Here is a 15,680-nt window from a genome sequence, read left to right on the forward strand (position 1 = left end):
CCTGTCAAAAACTCAGGCCGACTTGAGCAGACAGGTTCCGCAGGCCCTCGATATGTTCAATTTCCCCACCTCAGCAGGTTTGTTTGCAGCGTCCACCAGATCTTGCACATCAGGGCTCGCACCGTAGCGACGGACCACACCGATGAACTCTTCGACGTCGTGCCCGCGCATCTCAAGCTTGGGCAATCCTTCCTGTGTGAACTTGGGCGCGCCGTACTGATCTTTGGCCTGGGAAATGTGATAGAGCTCATGCTCGACCAGCGCGCAGAAGTCAGAGTCGGAGCACTGTGAGCAATAATCGGCAGCCAGGGTGATGATGTAGCCGGCACGCAGCCGAACCAATCGAACATCTGCTGTTCCATCCGGGCTTTCTGCCAGCCACCGGCTCGGAACGCCACCTGTTCGGCCTGTCCAACCACAGCGCGCCCCTTCTTGCTGAAAGCTGACGATGCCCACATCACCCGGATATCAGCATCCAGTAGATGAGCATGGTCTTCGTTATGAATGCTGCTGGTGTCGGCAAGGATCTCGGCGTTCAGCCACTCCCACACTTCTGGAGCTGGAGTCAGGCGGATGCCGAAGTCGGACAGGTCGAGTAATTCAAGAAGTGACATTGGCGGGTGTGGCCTGGCCATTTCGCCCTCACAATAAAAACCCCGCACTTAGCGGGGCCTGATGTTTTTCAGTTACTGCTTGAAAGCCGGTGTGCTGGCAATGCAATAAAGCAATGATTTCGCAGGCGCGCTTATCGAATTGCTGTGGGGACCAACGTTAGCAACTTCGATCTCAATGTTGCCCTCATCGCCTAGCAACACATTCCCGAATCGGCTAATCCTGATTGCCCATATGGGTGTCCAAATTTCCTGACCTTCTTCCGATACTACGCTCTTCTCAAACACGTATCGTCCTGTGATCACATCAGCGACCAGCTGGATTACCAGTCGACCTCTAGCCGTGCCATAGGGAGTCACGATTGTGGAGCGAAAGTCATTTGCTGCTGTAAAGGCAACAGCATAATTACTTTGAATGTGCTCAAGAGCAAAGAATCTAGAAAGACCAGTCAGCAAATAGCCACAATAAGCCTGAATATTTCCGCAATCGTTGCCGGTACTGTCAAGTAATCTCTGCTTGCTCAAATCAATTTGCTGAAAAATCATGATTAACTCCCGTCCTAATTGGACAGGCAGTATGCCAGCATCAAGGATCAATCCACCATGATGTTGGTCTGCAAATGGGCGTGCCCGTGCAAGAGAGATACGACCAGGCCCTGAGGCAGGCCGGCATCTTTGGCAGCACTCACAGCCTTGGCGATGGCGCTATCCAAATCGGTGACGGCCTTGTTGATTGCGGGGCTCAGTGGCAATGCGTGATGCAGTCGGGTGATGTTGGTCATGCTCACTCCAATGTCGCGACACAATTTGCTGATTCGCGAAACGTGTCGCGGACTACTTGCTCTGGCTGCGCTTGATCTGGGCGTCCACCTGGTCGGCACACGTGTCCAGCAGCTTGATGGCTTGGTCCTTCAGCTCCCACACATCACCATTCAGGCGAAGGTCAGCCTCAGACGCAGCCGCGTCGATCCGCTCACAGGGGATTAGCTCAGGCGCTTCAATCCTTACTGCCGTTGCCTTAGTTACCACTGGTGGGCTTCCCGCGCAGGCCGTCAGGAAGAGGCTGAGCAGCCCAGTCACGAACAGGCTTGCTGTTGCGCTTGAGGTCTTCAAAGTTCTTCTCCGCCTTTTTGGCTTTGTCTTCGCTGGCCTTGATTCGTTTGTTCAGGTCTTTCAAGTAATCAGCGTTGCGTTGGGCTTCGGCGCGCAGGGTGGTGATCGTCGCCTGACTCTCGGTGTTGGCAGCGATGGCGTCTTGCTTGCCCTTGGCCTCGATCGTCACCTGCCCCTCAAGCGCAATGACCTGGTAGTGCTGGATGCCCAGCAACAGGCAGGCAACGAGCGCGATGATTGCTGCGGCGGCAAAGGCCTTCATAGCGAATCCACCTTGCGACCCAGGAAGCGGGTCACCATCTCGCGAATGGCTGTCACGCCAAGGAAGCCAATGGCGCCACCGGCAGCAACAGAAAGATTCGATGGCCACTCCATCCAGGCGATAACGCTACTGGCTGACAGGCTCAGGCCTCCACAGATCAGCGCTTCGAAGATGATTCGGCGCTTGCTGGTTTCTTTGGCGTCGTACAGCACGCGCAAGAGGGAGATGAGGATCGCCATAATTGCGCCCTGTAGGAGTGGATTGCTCATTGCCTCCCAGAACTTGGCCCAGCTCTCAGGTCTGTCTGGCATGGCAGGCATCCGGTGTCCTCCCTCATGGGGAGATTGATAGGTCCGACTCCAACAGCACTCCCAGCTCAGAGCGATGGGCGTGGCGGAGTCGAAAACGAAAAAGCCCCAGCAGATGCCGAGGCTCGAAATAGGTGCGAGGGTCTTTCCCCTCCTGTCTGCCGAAGTCCTTCTCTGCGTCGACGCCCCTTTGCATCGATCTCGCAGTACAGTCTCGCGCCACCCTGGAGCATGTACGGCCAGGGTGCGCGGGCTGCCGGTGTTTTCTCGTAGTGAGCATATGACCGCGTGCTACCCTCGGACGCTCGAATTAAACGGATGTACGCGGCTCATGGAATGCGGATACACGATCTGATGAGCCGTAAAACGAGAGGCAAAATATGCAAAACAACAAACACCATCCAGCACTGATCGCTATTACCTGTCTTTTCCTAGCAGGATGTGACTCCAAGAAGGATGAGGTTTTCCAGGTCGCACGCTGTGTTATGGCAACTGAGACTGTAGGCGGGGCAACCCCTGGCGACGTGGGGATCAAGGCCGGTCAAGCAGTTGCTCAATACATGAGCGAGCATGACTTAGACATGAGCCAAGAAAAAATTGTAGCTCTAGGAAAAAAAGCACGAATAGACATAACTGGGGATCCGGAGTTGCCAATGCCAGCTCAGATTGATCGGGCAAAAAAGATTATGGCTTCAGAGCCGTGTAAAAAGAGCCGCCCCTGATTAATGTGTGCCGCACGCTAATTTTCGCAAATGAAAAACCCGGCACAGTGGCCGGGCTCATTAACTGGGAAACAATTAGGGTTTGGGATGCTCGCTCGACACCGAATTGTTGGCGTCCACATCGACCATTTCTTCATCGACAGGCGCTTCGTCGTCCGGAGGCAGCGGAACCTCAGGTTCTTTCCCCTTGGGATCATGGCCTGTTTCGTTATCAGTGCCGCCCGTTACGCCCTGCTGAGATTTGTTTCCCGGGGCATTCTCGTCTATGTCCATGCTGGCTCTCCGTTCTGATGCGCGGGATGTCCGTGCTTGTACATGAGAGATGACAAAGCATTGCAAGTGCCGAGCAGTGGACGAACGGCGGGAACAAAAAACCCGACGCGATGGCCGGGTTGCGGTTCAACTTGCCGAAGGCAAAATACTAACTATGGCGAAATGATGCCCTCAGCCGTGCGGGAAGTAAAGCCCTTTCTGTCCCTTTTAGTTCCATGGCCTGTCATACCTATTGAACGTGGATTTATGCCGCCTCTTTCATCTTGTAAATTACCCCACCAATTGGGCTCAGCGCGCGGGCATCTATGTCGTAGCAGGCATCGAAGCAAAGCTGCACGAATGGCTCCCAATCCCTGCCCCATGCGGCAGACGGAAGCTTGACGTCGTACTCCCCTTCCATCCATGCACGGAACAATTCTGGCTTGATCAGCGGATCGGCGTTGGCCGACTGCCCGCCCTGATGCATGTACCGATAGCGGCGGAAGACACCCTTGGCGACATACTCGGCCCGCTCCCGCTTGCTGGCGGTCATGCGCTCCACCCGAGAGCATGCTAGGTTGAAAACCGCACCTTCGGCCTCCTCCCGATCATCATCTGTCGGCTCTGCCGCATACATGGCATTGCCGAAAGCCCGCAGTTGAAAGTGAAGTCGTGCAATCGCTGATTGGATGTGGCCGGCCAGCGCTCCGTGCATTGCGGGGTTCGCTGTCGGACCGCGCTCAGTGCTCTGCACCACCACGCCCAGTTCAGCAGCGTCAGAAGTCTGGCCGGGGGCCGGGTTGTAGTTGCAGTCGTGCCAAGCCTGGCGCGCGGAATGGATTTTCATGCTGCTATCCCCTTCAGCTCTCTTGTTTTTGCCCGGTAGTCGGCGGTCATCACCTTCAGCTCTTCGACGGTGTACTTCTTCGGCTCATGCGGGCCTTCCAACCAGTCGACCTGCTCGGCGCCGATCCGCTTAACCAGCGCGATGCGGTAATTCACGATGTTCCCGGACAGCTGGGTGTTGCACGGTGAACACTGACGGTGGCAGTTCAGCGGCTCGAAGCGCAGTGCAGGGTTGCTCCCGACGGTCCGGTAGTGCCCTGCGTCGTATTTGCCCTGATGGTGGCGGCCGCAACTGATGCACGGCAACTCGGCATCCCGCTCACGCACCCAGGCGTTGAAGGCGATCTGCGTGTCCTTGAGGTGCTCGGCCCGGCTCTTCAGCTTCTCCTTGCGGACCTTGATCTCTTTGCGCTCGATCTGGGCCAGCGACTTGCGCGCCCTCTCCTGATTCACGTCCTTGATGGCCAGTCCGCACTTAGGACTGCACACGGCCTGACCCAGGCGCTGCGGAGGAAAGCTGATGCCGCACGCCGGGTTCTTGCACTTCTTCGGCTTGGGTTGCTTGGCGATCATGCAGCCTCCTTGCTGAGCAAATCGGTGAACACGACGCCTTGGCCGGTGAAGAAAGTGGCGATGCGGTCGGTGTACGCCACGCCCTGGGCGCGGTTAAACAGGCTGGTAACGGGGAAGCCGTCAGGGCCGAACAGCTTGCACTCGCCCATCATGGCCAGCTTCTCCTCGTAGGGCAGATGGCGCATGACCCGATACCACGCTGCCTGGAACCCTGAGTCCTCGTTCAGCAGGATCTGCACGCCGAAGTGCAGCTTGCAGTAGCGCCGAGCATCGGCCGCGTCGCCGATCTGGGTCATCTCGGCGATGCGCTTGTACATCCCAAACCACAGAGAGTTCTGATCGAGCGTGCGGTCCTTGCCCGGGCGCAGGGATACCACGACGAACTTTTTGTCGCGGTACATGGTGGTCAGGCTGGTGATTGCCTCGGAGAGCTTGGCCTGACTGTTGACGCTGATCTTATCGGTCATGATCAAAACCCTTCCTTGCCGCGCTGAGATTCCCACTCAAACGGAATGACGATCACCCCGCCCTCTCGCAGACGATCTGCGCAGCGCTCGCCGATGGCAGCCGGTAACGCTTTCGCATCCAGGTTGGAAACGATCACCGTCGGGCGCTGCTCCTCGTACCGGCCGTTGATGATTGCGAACAGCGTGGTCAGCTCGAAGTCGCTGGGCTTTTCCTTGCTGACGCCGATTTCATCGAGGATGAGCAGCGACGGGCTGACGAGGCTCGACAGGATCTGGCTTTCGCTCTGCTCGCTGGTCCGATCGTAGGTAGCGCGGATGGCTTGCAGGACCGAGCCGACAGTGCGGTACACGGCGGTAGCGCTCGACCGGGCCATGATCTCGTTCGCGATCGCCACGGACAGGTGCGTTTTTCCAGTACCAGGCTTGCCCAGCAGCAACAGGCAACGACCCGACTCGGCGATCTGCGAGAACTCGGCGGCGTACCGGCGGCAGGTATTCAGCGCCTTGTGCTGCTCGGCGGTGGTGGCCACGTAGCCATCGAAGGTCTTGCCAGCGAAGCGCTTCGGGATTAGCGCCGAGCCAAGCTTGCGCTCCATGGCCATGCGGAGCATCAGCGCCTTACTCTGGCGCTCGGACTCATCCGTCGCTTCCTGGGCAATGCGGGAACATTCGGGGCAACCGGTCTTCAGCTCGCGGCCGATGACCGAGAAGATCTTCTGCTCGAACTCGCCGTGGGCGTCACAGTCGGCGGGCTGGATGCGAGTTCCCGGCGGGAACTCAGGGGTTGTCGGAACAGGCTCAGAACGCATAGGTGCCATCCTCCCGCTTGATCAAGCCTGCGGTGTAGTCGCGGTCAGCGAAGCCAGTGTGGCGGCTCAACGGGGCAGTTTGGGCGACGGGCTGGTCAGCCAGGCGCTTGGCGATCCACTCGGCCTTGAAACCCTGCCATCCAGCGGACAGTGCCTCGGTCATGGCGGTCTTCACATCGATCCCGTGATAGGCCTGGCACTTGACCAGTTCGGCGTTCAGCGAATCCCAGACGGTCTCGGTGGTCGCGGCGCGCTTGGTCTTGCGCAGGGCCAGCCAGTCGACCAGCAGTTGCTCAGGAATGGCGTTCGGGTTGTTGGCCAGCATCTGGGTTTTACCGAACGGCTTCTTACGCTCAGGCTTCGGCGGAGCCAATTGCGCTTGGGGCGGATTAATCTCTTTCGAAGAAAGAGTTAATAGGGGTTCTTTCTTTGTATAAAGAAGGCAAGTTGCCGTTTTGGTCTCACTCGCATCAGGTCTCAGTGAGACGATTTGGGCTGAGTGAGACGTTTTGGTCTCAGTGAGATTTACTGGCTTTTCTTCGTAGAAGGACCACTCGCGAATAGGGGAAATCCCGATATCACCTCGGCTTCCACCTACACGGAAAATGATTCGACGCCCCAGGAGATGACTGATCGCTTTCGACGTGACGTCTCGGCGCATGTTGGTCTGCTTGCCGATATCGTCGGCGGTCAGGCGCTTTGTTTCGAGTTGATAGCCGATGGTCTGCCGTGCAATGGCCATGAGAACGCGCAGTTCGCGCGCTGGCAGGTCAACCGTAGCCAAAGCCTCCATCAGGCTGTTGTCCATACGGGTGAATCCCCTGCTGCTGTTCAGCTGGATGATGTTGTCGGGGGTCATTGCTTGACTCCCTGAGAACGAGATTTGAGGCGCGACACGTTTTCGGAATTAACAAAACGTGTCGCGACATGGTTCGGGGTATTGCTTGAATCGGGTTGGATCTGCATAATCTGCCTCACAAAGTGTTATCGAATCAGCCGACCTCGTACGTCGGCTTTTTTGTGTCTGAAATTCAGGCAACCTTCAGCGATTCGCGCAGAACGTTCAGCGCGTCGATGGCTTCCTGGATGGCTTTGTCGCCTTGGGCTCTTTCGTGCTGGCTGATGTGGTTGTCAGAAGTGGCGTCGAAGATCAGTCGGCCCACGTCGCCGCACTCGGCGGTCAAATGGCATAGCGCGGCCATCAGTGGTTTCGGCTCTGGACGCTTGCGCAGCACAACGTCACATTCGAACTGGTTGGTGAGTGCGCTCAACACGCTCAGGCGCCCTTCCAGTGGCAAGTGAGTCAGAACCATCCCGAGCATCTGGATGTTCATCTTGTGATTTGCCCGATTTGGGTTCGCGCAGTCCAGTAGAGTGGTTTCGTTCACGCCCATCCGCTTGGCCAGCGCAGTGCCGCCGTCAGCCTTCACTTCCCGGTGCAGCGTTCTTTCAAATTCTTCCATTGCGAAATCCCCTCTTCTTCTCGCGTGGCACCGAGCCACTGCTTCCGCGATCATTCATTCATCAACTGATCAGGGACGAATCCATGACCTTCTGTTCTTCTTGGCCCCTTATTAGGTGCCAGCCCCGCTTGGCCCAATCGCTGCCAAGCTGGCCCCTAATAAGGGGCCAGACCGTTACCTCACGGGGAAAATTGAAACCACGTTCCCGGTCCGAGCTTCTTGTGCGCAGTGATCAGCGAGGCGTCTTCGCAAGTTTGTTTTATCCGTTGCGAGGCGAGCAGCACTGCGCCGCTCGACCGCCAGCTCTGTCATTTGCAAAATCCGGTCAGCGAGTTGATCCATGCCGATACCAACCTCGTCTGCCCAGCGCTCAAGCTCGTCCTTCTCGTCCTGCGTGTACTGCCCTACTTCGGGTATTGCAGACATTGGTGCCTCCTCCATGGCCTAGTCAGGCGCTAAGTTTCTTGTCGTTAACCTGGGAAATCGTGTCCTGCTCTCGCCTGGCTTTCAGAGCCGCACGTATGAGGTCGCGAACTAGCGCACCAGGCTGAATTTTCAGCTCGCGGGCCAGCTCGCCCAGCGCTGGAAAGCCGTCCAGTTCGTCCGGCTCGCCGTCATCGATCAACGGGAAGTACCCGTAATCCTCCTTGAACCGCAGAGCCGCCAACGTGAGGTCGCGAACCAAGGCGCCCGGCTGAATCTCACGCGCTAACGCTTCCACTTGGAGAGCGGCGTAAGCGGCGTCATTGAGGCGAGACTTCAGCTGGTGGGTGTTGCGATGCGTCTTGTTGCCGTAGGCCATGGGCTCACTTCCGGGGTCGGTGTGACGGGGCTGGGTTAGGCGGCGGACTGCTTGTTGTGCGCAGGAAATGGCTTCAACTCCTGAGCCTCAAAGGAGCCATCGGAACGCTCGGTTACATAAACCTCGCGATCGGCTCTTAAGGCCTTGCTGATTCCGCCTTGGCTCATGCGAAGCGCTGCTGCGGCTTTGATCTGCCCAACACGCGCGACAAATTCTTTAAGTGGTGTGCGTTGCATACGGATTCTCCTGCGCTATGCATACTCAAGTATTACCTGCGGTCTTTATTAAGTCAATATCGGCGGTCTTAGTATGTTAATACCTGAAGTAATACAGTCGGCAGATGAATAAACCGACCAAAAAACGCTCGCTCAGCGACATCGAAATGGCTGAGTGCGAAGCGTTAAATGCCATTTACAAGGCAAAGAAGAAGTCCCTGGGGATCAGTCAGGAAAAAATCGCGATCGAGGGGTTGAAGGCGAATAGTCAGAGCGCGGCCAGCCATTACTTGACTGGCCGAAATGCTCTTAACATCGAAGCCGCAGCCGTCTTTGCCCGCTATCTTCAGGTGCCGGTCTCAGATTTCAGTGAGCGCCTGGCAAAAGAGATCAGGGGTATATCCGGTTCGTCCGACTCAAACGTTGGCGATGCGCGCCAGCAGGTCGAGTCCTACCGCTACCCGGTAATCAGCTGGGTCGCTGCAGGTGCCTGGGCCGAGGCAGTCGAGCCCTACCCTGCCGGCTTCTCAGATCGCTACGAATTTTCCGAATACGACTCAAAAGGTCCGGCTTTCTGGCTTGAGGTCAAAGGCGACTCGATGACCTCGCCTGCCGGGCAGAGCATTACCGAAGGCACACTGATCTTGGTTGACACTGAAGCCGAGGCCGCACCTGGCAAGCTGGTGATCGCCAAGCTGCCAGATAGCAACGAGGCCACGTTCAAGAAGCTGGTCAATGATGGCGGGAGACTGTTCTTAAAGCCGCTGAACCCTGGCTACCCGATTGAACCGTTTGACGAGCAATGCCGGATCGTGGGCGTCGTCGTGCGGGCGCTGCAGAAGTTCTGACAATGCCAAAGAAGCGTCCGGCAGACCCAGCTATAGCAACCGCTGCAGACATTGAAAGATCTATCCAGGCCCTGAACAAAATGGCTGAGCGCCTTTGGGGCGATGGTCGGAAGATCGAGGCGAAAGCCCTCCTTGATGCCTTGGATTCTCTAAATAGGGCGCTCGATCGGATCAGGATTGGCGAAAGTCGTAAGACTCTTCATTGAAGACCGCCATGAACTCATTGGAAGGCCTAAAGCGGCCAGAATGTGTGAGGCATAGATGACACTCACCAAGCCCAACCAAGAGCTGCGCCGCGAACTCAAGACCCTAGGGTTTGATATCGAGCAAGCTGCAAGCGAAGTGCTCAACATCACTAAGGACTGCCGTGATGTCGAGGTGGCAGCCGTCCTGAAGCTGATTGCGAAGCTGTATGAGGATGCAGATCGGCTTGCGGCGCTTGCGGATGAGGTGAAGGCCGGAAGGATTGTTCACGATCCAGAGATGAATAGATGGCCTGGCGGGGATATTTAGGAGGAGATCATGGGACTCAACAAACCAGAGCAAGACCTGAAGCGCGACCTCCAGGGCGAAGGTGGATGACTGATGGATTTTTTATCGGCCCTCAACGACCTATTTGATGCGTTATGGATGGGCTCGAACGCATCTAACCGTAAGCGGGTGTTCTCACCTGGCTTCATTGCGCTTTGCGTGGCAGTGGCCACCATAGAGTTAGTGGTGCTGAACGGGCTCTATGGGTAGCCTTGGCAATGCTGGTAGGGCATGCGGATGAGGTGAAGGCGGGAAGGATTTTGCGAGGCTGGGACGATCCGGCTTGATTGATCGGAACACCATCTTTACACTAGGTGTAATGACGTCACTTGACGCTTTTTACGCCTTGATCTAGAGTAGCGCCATGGACGTTGAATTCGACGATGAAGACCTGGATAGACTTGAGGTTGAGCCTAGATTCACAGCAGGTCATTCACAGGACGTAGTCCGCGCCTTCCGAAGGCGTATGCAGCAAATTCGTGCGTTTAGTGATGAGAGAGATCTATACGCAGTGAAGTCGCTGCACTGTGAAAAATTGAAAGGAAGCAGAGAAGGCCAGCATTCGATCAGACTAAATCTACAGTGGCGTCTAATTCTGGAAATCAGAGGAAATCACCCCTGCAAAGTCATCGGAATCGTTGAAATAGCCGACTATCACTGACAGGAGAGTTATTATTATGAGCGCACGCGTGCCTGCTGAAGTATTTCCGCCAGGAGAGTTCCTGCGGGAAGAGCTGGAAGCGCGAGAGTGGAGTCAGCAAGAACTTGCAGACATTCTGGACCGCCCGCCGCGCCTTATTAGTGAGCTGATCGCTGGGAAGCGAGCCGTAACGCCTGAAACAGCGAAAGGGCTTGCCGAGGCTTTCGGAACATCTGCTGAGTACTGGATGAGTTTAGAGAGTCAATACCAGCTCTCTAAAGTTAAAACAGAACACAGTAGTGTCGCTAGAAAGGCTAATTTGTACAGCAAATTCCCTGTACGGGAAATGCTTAGACGCGGTTGGATTCAGGCAAGTGAAAATCTAGATGTTCTTGAGCAACGGTTTTGTGATTTTTTTAACATACCTACACTACAAGATCATCCAAATCTGACTCACTACGCAAAGAAGACCGATGTTGCTTTGGATGTTACTTCTCTTCAGCTTGCATGGCTTTTCCGTGTCAGGCTCATGGCCGACAGACAGGTCATTACATCTTATAAAAAAGAGAAGTTGCTGGCTGCCGTAGACAGTTTAAAAAATTTACTGCTTTCCGCTGAAGAAATTCGACACGTACCAAGAATCCTTGCGGAAGCCGGCGTTCGACTAGTTTTTGTAGAGGCTATATCTGGTTCACGAATAGATGGTGCCTGCTTCTGGCTATCGGAGGACAAACCAGTGATCGGCATGACCCTTCGTTACGACAGAATAGATAATTTTTGGTTTGTACTGCGGCACGAGATTGAACACGTTCTAAGAGAAGATGGACGACATTCCGACATGCCGATAGTAGACCTTGATTTAGGGTCTACTGATGGAGAGCTAGACGAGTGCGAGAAGCTTGCCAACGAGGCGGCGCAAGAATTTTGCGTTCCAGTCAAACAGCTTAACGATTTTGTTTCTCGCGTTCAGCCGTACTTTTCAGAGCAAAAGGTTATTTTGTTCGCACAAAGAATTAAAGTCCACCCAGGGATAGTTGTAGGCCAGCTCCAGAGAAAGCTTGAGCGCCACGACTTCCTTAGAAAGCATCAAGTTAAAGTAAGAAGCTTCGTCTTGCCCTCGGCTGATGCCGATGGCTGGGGATCACTTTCAAGCTGAAGGGGTACTTATGACTGCTTATTCCAATCAGATAAAATTGTATCTTGAACGATACAAAAAAGAAGTCGGTGATGATGGCCTGATTGATGCTCACGCGATTGCGGCGTGGGCATATAAGAACGGCCTACACAAACCCAACACCAAAACAATTATTGACGCGATTGCTTCAGATATTTCTCAAGCTTTTCGTGAAGAGTACAGAACCAACAAGAATGGTCAGCGTTACAGAGCAAAACACGCTGTCAGATCGAAAAAAGGCAATAAGACGCTTTCGCTCTGGGCTGATATTGATGACGAATTAGCACCTCGAGAACACTTCGTGAGGTCTTTCGCTCAGCGTAGACAGCAAATTGTCGGTGATTGCTATCAACTGAAAACAGACGTTGATGTGTACAACACGAAAGATCGCTCTCAGGAGCCAATACAGATAGTTCTCGACTTCACATATGACGTCGAGGAGCTTCAGCTCCCCTTTCAGGACAGTGCTGCTGCGTAAACCAAAGCCCGACCCAGCGCCGGATTTCTCGTATCTGACCTGTCACGCCTTCGTCACACCGACCAAGCACACTGCAATCAGCCAAAGGGATTTGGCCACGTGCATAAAGAGCCCGGCCTAGCGCCGGGCTTTTTCATTTCTGACCGGTGCCGCCCATGCACTCTGCGGTGCTCGCGAAAGATGTTCCCGCCTGCTGAACCAGCTTTCGCCACTCGTCGCTACTGATAAGTCCGGAGCGCTCCATGTGATCCGCCGCCCTGAGCAACTTATCGTAGCGAGCCTCGTCGCTTATGAGCTTTGCAGGCATAGAGAACAGCTTTCGCCAGTTAACCAGCGCCTGCCTCCTCAAATCGTCTTTCATAAAATCCTTGTATTGATTGTCCCTATAGCTGCGCGATTTATCGAGTAACTTACTGAACACAAGACACGATCAAAGCTTATCACTTGCCGGGCTTTTCGCTTCTGTCTTGCGCCTCCGCAGACACCGCCTACACTGAGCCTGCCGAGTCTTACTCTCCTTTCTCTCGGCATTGGCCCGCCCGTGCGGGCCTTTTTCTGCCTGCTACGCTTTCCTCACACCAAAGAGGACCAGCCATGCCAGACGATCCCACCCCCGCCCTGCTCTACCGCATCAACCAAAATGTCATGGCTCTCGGTAGCGCGATTGAGGAAATCAGCATCTGGATCGATCAGCGCGGCTCTACAAATACGCATGACCGAGTCAGTAAGCATCTAGAGGTGCTGGCAGACAACAGTGACGCCGTTGCTGAGCTGATGGCCGATCTGATAGCCAGATGGAAACCAGAAGAAGAGATTGATCCGGAGGACTGAGCTCGCCCAATGATGGCCGTGCGCCATGAATGGTAGAGTCCGGACTCAATTATGGGAGGGATCCAATGAAAGGCTTTGGGACATTTGCGCTGATTGTCGGCATTTGCTGGTTGGTATTCGCGTTAAGCATGGATGTGTCGGTTTCCACTGGCGCCGGCGGCAGAGTTAACAATCTGGGACTCATGGCTGACCGCCAGGTGCACACGATTGTCGGCGGAATGATCGCCTTGGCCGGCCTGCTCATCGTATTGCTCGGCGGCAAGGTTGCTGGTGCGTCAATAATCACCGAGATTAATACGCGCCCCTGCCCTCTCTGTGCAGAGACCATCAAGAACGCGGCCATCAAGTGCAAGCATTGCGGCAGCGATGTTGAGGCGGCCAAGCCTCAGCAGTTGACGGTTGGCTGGGTGGCCTCGACTGCGTGCGAGGACAAGGAGGAGCGGGATCGCACTATTGATGTGATTGTCGCGGCAGGCTTACCCGTTGTGCCTATGGTGGGCATGGACGTAGGGGCTGGCCCATTCAAGACCAAAGAAGATGCCAGGCAGGCCTTGGCAAATCTGCGAGACGGCCCGAGACTTTTTAGCGAGATCGTTTATCGAGACTCGGTCAGCGGCAAGTACCCGCCGAACTTTGATAGTACTGAGAGCAAACCATTGTACGGATGGACCGTCCGCATTCCGGATGTCGGCTCAAGAACCGAGGATGTTGCTGATCTTTTGACAAAGATAGACCTTCCACTTATGACTACCGATGGCGGCACCATAGTCACCGGCCCATATGAGAGCGAAAAGGCAGCAAAGGCAGCTGTGATTCGTCTTGGCGATATCCATAACATCCAAAGCAACATGTATTGGGTTCCGCCCGCCTAATAACCGCGACCGAAGAGCAAGATAAGCCCGCCGCTGAGCGGGCTTTTTTGTGCCCGGAGAAAAGGTGCTTACAAGCCCCTGCTGCCGAAACAGATAGGCCAATGTTTCTTGCCAAAATATGGCAGGAACAATACTGTACATACATACAGCTATAGCAAGGAGCTTTCCATGTCAAAAATCGCGTCACCCGCTTCGCAGGCCAGAGACTCATATGAATTGGTTGGTCGGCGCATCCAGCGTCTGATAGCTGCGCCTGGTGTCCAAAAGGTCCAGGCCATCACAGTCACCAGGCTTGAAGAAGAACCCGCTGAAGCATGGCAGCAAGTCCTTCAGGAGATTGAAGACACCAGCGGAGTACGCATGGAGCGTCTTGAGAGCGGCGCGGTAAGGATTGGGTGGCGAGAGTACTGCGAAGCTTGAATTGAGCCCGCCATTGAGCGGGCTTTTTATTACCTGCGATTTATTTTATTACCTGCGGTCTTGACGAATAATATTATCGCTAGTAATGTTTGTTCCATCGCAGCCGGCACCCAATCAGGGACCGGAAGAGAAGGGTCGAGAGACCTGCCGCTCTTTAGCTCCGCCGCTTCACCTTGCCGGATCACCACCGGCCCAGATTCAAAGGCAGCGATGAACCGGCCTCAACGGTTCAGAGGGTTGGCAACTGACCCGGGCGTGCAGCGTAAAACGCCAAGAACAGTTATCCAGCGGGAGAACAAGCCGAAAGGCCCGCGGCTGGAAGAACAATTTGAGATAGGCCAGTGATCGACGCCAGTAGCGGGTCACTGCCGAAGGCATCACCTCTGTCCATTCGTAGAGTGGGCTTTGGGATGCGGACGAAACTGCGGCCTATAACCGCCCACCTGCATCACAACCAACTACCGAGGAATGCTCGGGAGTTGCCCACGTCACGGAGGATGCGCCATGAAGTAGCTGAACGATTCACCCGCGAGGCGCAGCAAGCCTGAAGGCTGCGCTCAACACCCATACAGGCAGCGGACAGTAGGGCTGATGATGTCACCGCGCATCGGCCAATAGGTAGGCCCAACCGAAACGACGACGATGTACCGCAGGCGAGTCCGAGGGCATAGCTGGCCAGACTCGACGCATCCCGGGCAGCTCCGGGCGCCTGCATCCTTCCCTATCAAACCAAAAAGAGCGCATTAGCAGGTGCCACGCCAGTCTCGCGAATGGGTAATCAACCAGGCGGCGAGCCCAACTTAAAAACCGGGATTCGAGAACTGGATATAGATACCAAAGCTTGCGAGAACTACCCAGAAAATCACAAAAAGCCATGGGGTTCTCATAGAGAACTGAAGGGATTTGCAATACCCCTTGTGACTGGACTCTGCTTCGCAGAACAGGGGCGAATCATCATAGTTAAGCCCCATTGCGGGCTCGCTGCGCAAAAGATGGCTTTGCTTGAAATGCCAGTGATCAATTATTGCGTAAGCAGCTCGAATCCCTGGCCACGCATTCAGCGAACTCACAATCCCGAGTAAGGCCATCAACAAAGGCACAACCAAGGTGAAGATCTTGCTCCATTCCGGGTTGACGTTGGCCATTGAGGATGCGAACGCAATCACCAAAAACGATTGCGCCGTCAGATTCGCATTTGTTCGATTCGATAGCAGAGTGGTTTCGTACTGAATTTCTCGACGATAGAAATCGAGACGGTCTTTCGGAGTTCCGAATAGTAATGCATCAGTTGGGAGACGCTCATGCGTACTGACCTTCTCGGTAATGATCTTAGACACAGTCGCTCACCAAATATGGATGAATTAATTTAGAAGCCCTTGGGCGTCAGTGGTTCATTACATCTAACACCCTTCCCCGCCTCTACCCGCATGCACTCCCCTCCGC

26 protein-coding genes and 1 pseudogene are annotated in these 15,680 nt (G+C 55.0%); 10 read left to right on the forward strand and 17 right to left on the reverse strand.

Annotated features, from left to right (window positions below):
• Window positions 1-12 precede the first annotated feature (12 nt).
• The 5 genes and pseudogenes from ACA079_RS19550 to ACA079_RS19570 form a co-directional block, all read right to left on the reverse strand.
• Window positions 13-539: pseudogene (locus ACA079_RS19550) on the reverse strand (putative metallopeptidase).
• 147 nt (window positions 540-686) lie between these two features.
• Window positions 687-1,157 carry a hypothetical protein gene (locus ACA079_RS19555; RefSeq protein WP_497700566.1) on the reverse strand — a complete coding sequence of 157 codons (471 nt, stop codon included), beginning with the start codon at window positions 1,155-1,157 and terminating at the stop codon, window positions 687-689.
• Window positions 1,158-1,204: 47 nt separating this feature from the next.
• The gene (locus ACA079_RS19560; RefSeq protein WP_497700567.1) at window positions 1,205-1,393 is read right to left on the reverse strand and encodes a hypothetical protein; all 189 of its coding nucleotides are present in this window, start codon (window positions 1,391-1,393) and stop codon (window positions 1,205-1,207) included.
• Window positions 1,394-1,629: 236 nt separating this feature from the next.
• Entirely contained in the window at window positions 1,630-1,986 is a 357-nt protein-coding gene (locus tag ACA079_RS19565) for a hypothetical protein (RefSeq protein WP_497700568.1), read from the reverse strand.
• Window positions 1,983-2,306: a phage holin, lambda family gene (locus ACA079_RS19570; RefSeq protein WP_348125580.1), complete on the reverse strand. Its 324-nt coding sequence runs from the start codon at window positions 2,304-2,306 to the stop codon at window positions 1,983-1,985. Before ACA079_RS19570 ends, ACA079_RS19565 begins: the two co-directional genes overlap by 4 nt.
• 368 nt (window positions 2,307-2,674) lie before the next feature.
• Between ACA079_RS19570 and ACA079_RS19575 the strand changes: the two genes are divergently transcribed.
• On the forward strand, window positions 2,675-3,016 hold the full coding sequence (locus ACA079_RS19575) for a hypothetical protein (RefSeq protein WP_497700569.1): 342 nt from the start codon (window positions 2,675-2,677) through the stop codon (window positions 3,014-3,016).
• 75 nt (window positions 3,017-3,091) lie between these two features.
• Here ACA079_RS19575 and ACA079_RS19580 read toward each other — a convergent pair whose 3' ends face one another.
• The 10 genes from ACA079_RS19580 to ACA079_RS19625 form a co-directional block, all read right to left on the reverse strand.
• Window positions 3,092-3,289, reverse strand: coding sequence for a hypothetical protein (locus ACA079_RS19580; RefSeq protein ID WP_497700570.1), 198 nt, complete (start codon window positions 3,287-3,289; stop codon window positions 3,092-3,094).
• Window positions 3,290-3,533: 244 nt separating this feature from the next.
• Window positions 3,534-4,115, reverse strand: coding sequence for a hypothetical protein (locus ACA079_RS19585; RefSeq protein ID WP_497700571.1), 582 nt, complete (start codon window positions 4,113-4,115; stop codon window positions 3,534-3,536).
• Window positions 4,112-4,687 carry a recombination protein NinG gene (locus ACA079_RS19590; RefSeq protein ID WP_497700572.1) on the reverse strand — a complete coding sequence of 192 codons (576 nt, stop codon included), beginning with the start codon at window positions 4,685-4,687 and terminating at the stop codon, window positions 4,112-4,114. Before ACA079_RS19590 ends, ACA079_RS19585 begins: the two co-directional genes overlap by 4 nt.
• The gene (locus tag ACA079_RS19595; RefSeq protein ID WP_497700573.1) at window positions 4,684-5,154 is read right to left on the reverse strand and encodes a hypothetical protein; all 471 of its coding nucleotides are present in this window, start codon (window positions 5,152-5,154) and stop codon (window positions 4,684-4,686) included. The genes ACA079_RS19590 and ACA079_RS19595 overlap by 4 nt, the downstream gene beginning before the upstream one ends.
• Before the next feature lie 2 nt (window positions 5,155-5,156).
• Window positions 5,157-5,963: an ATP-binding protein gene (locus tag ACA079_RS19600; protein WP_497700574.1), complete on the reverse strand. Its 807-nt coding sequence runs from the start codon at window positions 5,961-5,963 to the stop codon at window positions 5,157-5,159.
• On the reverse strand, window positions 5,953-6,822 hold the full coding sequence (locus ACA079_RS19605) for a replication protein (RefSeq protein WP_497700575.1): 870 nt from the start codon (window positions 6,820-6,822) through the stop codon (window positions 5,953-5,955). The genes ACA079_RS19600 and ACA079_RS19605 overlap by 11 nt, the downstream gene beginning before the upstream one ends.
• Before the next feature lie 172 nt (window positions 6,823-6,994).
• The gene (locus ACA079_RS19610) at window positions 6,995-7,426 is read right to left on the reverse strand and encodes a phage regulatory CII family protein (RefSeq protein ID WP_497700576.1); all 432 of its coding nucleotides are present in this window, start codon (window positions 7,424-7,426) and stop codon (window positions 6,995-6,997) included.
• 174 nt (window positions 7,427-7,600) lie between these two features.
• Entirely contained in the window at window positions 7,601-7,852 is a 252-nt protein-coding gene (locus ACA079_RS19615; RefSeq protein ID WP_497700577.1) for a hypothetical protein, read from the reverse strand.
• A gap of 22 nt (window positions 7,853-7,874) precedes the next feature.
• Entirely contained in the window at window positions 7,875-8,228 is a 354-nt protein-coding gene (locus ACA079_RS19620; protein ID WP_497700578.1) for a hypothetical protein, read from the reverse strand.
• A gap of 35 nt (window positions 8,229-8,263) precedes the next feature.
• On the reverse strand, window positions 8,264-8,464 hold the full coding sequence (locus ACA079_RS19625; protein ID WP_497700579.1) for a Cro/CI family transcriptional regulator: 201 nt from the start codon (window positions 8,462-8,464) through the stop codon (window positions 8,264-8,266).
• A gap of 104 nt (window positions 8,465-8,568) precedes the next feature.
• On the opposite strand from ACA079_RS19625, the gene ACA079_RS19630 reads away from it, so the two are divergent.
• The 6 genes from ACA079_RS19630 to ACA079_RS19655 all read left to right on the forward strand — a co-directional run bounded on the left by ACA079_RS19630 (window position 8,569) and on the right by ACA079_RS19655 (window position 12,114).
• On the forward strand, window positions 8,569-9,291 hold the full coding sequence (locus ACA079_RS19630; RefSeq protein ID WP_497700580.1) for a LexA family transcriptional regulator: 723 nt from the start codon (window positions 8,569-8,571) through the stop codon (window positions 9,289-9,291).
• 2 nt (window positions 9,292-9,293) lie between these two features.
• Window positions 9,294-9,497, forward strand: coding sequence for a hypothetical protein (locus ACA079_RS19635; RefSeq protein ID WP_497700581.1), 204 nt, complete (start codon window positions 9,294-9,296; stop codon window positions 9,495-9,497).
• Between the two features lie 55 nt (window positions 9,498-9,552).
• On the forward strand, window positions 9,553-9,804 hold the full coding sequence (locus ACA079_RS19640; RefSeq protein ID WP_497700582.1) for a hypothetical protein: 252 nt from the start codon (window positions 9,553-9,555) through the stop codon (window positions 9,802-9,804).
• Window positions 9,805-10,186: 382 nt separating this feature from the next.
• Window positions 10,187-10,483 (forward strand): type II toxin-antitoxin system RelE/ParE family toxin, encoded by a 297-nt coding sequence (locus ACA079_RS19645; protein ID WP_497700583.1) that lies wholly within the window; start codon window positions 10,187-10,189, stop codon window positions 10,481-10,483.
• Window positions 10,484-10,499: 16 nt separating this feature from the next.
• Window positions 10,500-11,618, forward strand: coding sequence for a HigA family addiction module antitoxin (locus tag ACA079_RS19650; protein ID WP_497700584.1), 1,119 nt, complete (start codon window positions 10,500-10,502; stop codon window positions 11,616-11,618).
• A 10-nt stretch (window positions 11,619-11,628) separates the two neighbouring features.
• Window positions 11,629-12,114: a hypothetical protein gene (locus tag ACA079_RS19655; RefSeq protein WP_497700585.1), complete on the forward strand. Its 486-nt coding sequence runs from the start codon at window positions 11,629-11,631 to the stop codon at window positions 12,112-12,114.
• Between the two features lie 133 nt (window positions 12,115-12,247).
• On the opposite strand, the gene ACA079_RS19660 is transcribed toward ACA079_RS19655, so the two are convergent.
• Complete coding sequence (locus ACA079_RS19660) at window positions 12,248-12,535, reverse strand: hypothetical protein (protein ID WP_497700586.1); 288 nt, start codon at window positions 12,533-12,535, stop codon at window positions 12,248-12,250.
• A 173-nt stretch (window positions 12,536-12,708) separates the two neighbouring features.
• On the opposite strand from ACA079_RS19660, the gene ACA079_RS19665 reads away from it, so the two are divergent.
• The 3 genes from ACA079_RS19665 to ACA079_RS19675 all read left to right on the forward strand — a co-directional run bounded on the left by ACA079_RS19665 (window position 12,709) and on the right by ACA079_RS19675 (window position 14,237).
• Window positions 12,709-12,945, forward strand: a complete 237-nt coding sequence (locus ACA079_RS19665) for a hypothetical protein (protein ID WP_497700587.1) — start codon at window positions 12,709-12,711, stop codon at window positions 12,943-12,945.
• A gap of 65 nt (window positions 12,946-13,010) precedes the next feature.
• Window positions 13,011-13,817, forward strand: coding sequence for a zinc ribbon domain-containing protein (locus tag ACA079_RS19670; RefSeq protein ID WP_497700588.1), 807 nt, complete (start codon window positions 13,011-13,013; stop codon window positions 13,815-13,817).
• Window positions 13,818-13,985: 168 nt separating this feature from the next.
• Entirely contained in the window at window positions 13,986-14,237 is a 252-nt protein-coding gene (locus tag ACA079_RS19675; protein WP_497700589.1) for a DUF1654 domain-containing protein, read from the forward strand.
• A gap of 800 nt (window positions 14,238-15,037) precedes the next feature.
• On the opposite strand, the gene ACA079_RS19680 is transcribed toward ACA079_RS19675, so the two are convergent.
• Entirely contained in the window at window positions 15,038-15,574 is a 537-nt protein-coding gene (locus ACA079_RS19680) for a hypothetical protein (protein WP_497700590.1), read from the reverse strand.
• Window positions 15,575-15,680: the final 106 nt, after the last annotated feature.

The sequence above is a fragment of the Pseudomonas sp. LBUM1645 genome, from assembly GCF_059716185.1.

Coding starts and splice junctions, on each gene's coding strand:
- ACA079_RS19555 (WP_497700566.1), bottom strand. CDS start 1,157: ATGATTTTTCAGCAAATTGATTTGAGCAAGCAGAGATTACTTGACAGT.
- ACA079_RS19560 (WP_497700567.1), bottom strand. CDS start 1,393: ATGACCAACATCACCCGACTGCATCACGCATTGCCACTGAGCCCCGCA.
- ACA079_RS19565 (WP_497700568.1), bottom strand. CDS start 1,986: ATGAAGGCCTTTGCCGCCGCAGCAATCATCGCGCTCGTTGCCTGCCTG.
- ACA079_RS19570 (WP_348125580.1), bottom strand. CDS start 2,306: ATGCCTGCCATGCCAGACAGACCTGAGAGCTGGGCCAAGTTCTGGGAG.
- ACA079_RS19575 (WP_497700569.1), top strand. CDS start 2,675: ATGCAAAACAACAAACACCATCCAGCACTGATCGCTATTACCTGTCTT.
- ACA079_RS19580 (WP_497700570.1), bottom strand. CDS start 3,289: ATGGACATAGACGAGAATGCCCCGGGAAACAAATCTCAGCAGGGCGTA.
- ACA079_RS19585 (WP_497700571.1), bottom strand. CDS start 4,115: ATGAAAATCCATTCCGCGCGCCAGGCTTGGCACGACTGCAACTACAAC.
- ACA079_RS19590 (WP_497700572.1), bottom strand. CDS start 4,687: ATGATCGCCAAGCAACCCAAGCCGAAGAAGTGCAAGAACCCGGCGTGC.
- ACA079_RS19595 (WP_497700573.1), bottom strand. CDS start 5,154: ATGACCGATAAGATCAGCGTCAACAGTCAGGCCAAGCTCTCCGAGGCA.
- ACA079_RS19600 (WP_497700574.1), bottom strand. CDS start 5,963: ATGCGTTCTGAGCCTGTTCCGACAACCCCTGAGTTCCCGCCGGGAACT.
- ACA079_RS19605 (WP_497700575.1), bottom strand. CDS start 6,822: ATGACCCCCGACAACATCATCCAGCTGAACAGCAGCAGGGGATTCACC.
- ACA079_RS19610 (WP_497700576.1), bottom strand. CDS start 7,426: ATGGAAGAATTTGAAAGAACGCTGCACCGGGAAGTGAAGGCTGACGGC.
- ACA079_RS19615 (WP_497700577.1), bottom strand. CDS start 7,852: ATGTCTGCAATACCCGAAGTAGGGCAGTACACGCAGGACGAGAAGGAC.
- ACA079_RS19620 (WP_497700578.1), bottom strand. CDS start 8,228: ATGGCCTACGGCAACAAGACGCATCGCAACACCCACCAGCTGAAGTCT.
- ACA079_RS19625 (WP_497700579.1), bottom strand. CDS start 8,464: ATGCAACGCACACCACTTAAAGAATTTGTCGCGCGTGTTGGGCAGATC.
- ACA079_RS19630 (WP_497700580.1), top strand. CDS start 8,569: ATGAATAAACCGACCAAAAAACGCTCGCTCAGCGACATCGAAATGGCT.
- ACA079_RS19635 (WP_497700581.1), top strand. CDS start 9,294: ATGCCAAAGAAGCGTCCGGCAGACCCAGCTATAGCAACCGCTGCAGAC.
- ACA079_RS19640 (WP_497700582.1), top strand. CDS start 9,553: ATGACACTCACCAAGCCCAACCAAGAGCTGCGCCGCGAACTCAAGACC.
- ACA079_RS19645 (WP_497700583.1), top strand. CDS start 10,187: ATGGACGTTGAATTCGACGATGAAGACCTGGATAGACTTGAGGTTGAG.
- ACA079_RS19650 (WP_497700584.1), top strand. CDS start 10,500: ATGAGCGCACGCGTGCCTGCTGAAGTATTTCCGCCAGGAGAGTTCCTG.
- ACA079_RS19655 (WP_497700585.1), top strand. CDS start 11,629: ATGACTGCTTATTCCAATCAGATAAAATTGTATCTTGAACGATACAAA.
- ACA079_RS19665 (WP_497700587.1), top strand. CDS start 12,709: ATGCCAGACGATCCCACCCCCGCCCTGCTCTACCGCATCAACCAAAAT.
- ACA079_RS19670 (WP_497700588.1), top strand. CDS start 13,011: ATGAAAGGCTTTGGGACATTTGCGCTGATTGTCGGCATTTGCTGGTTG.
- ACA079_RS19675 (WP_497700589.1), top strand. CDS start 13,986: ATGTCAAAAATCGCGTCACCCGCTTCGCAGGCCAGAGACTCATATGAA.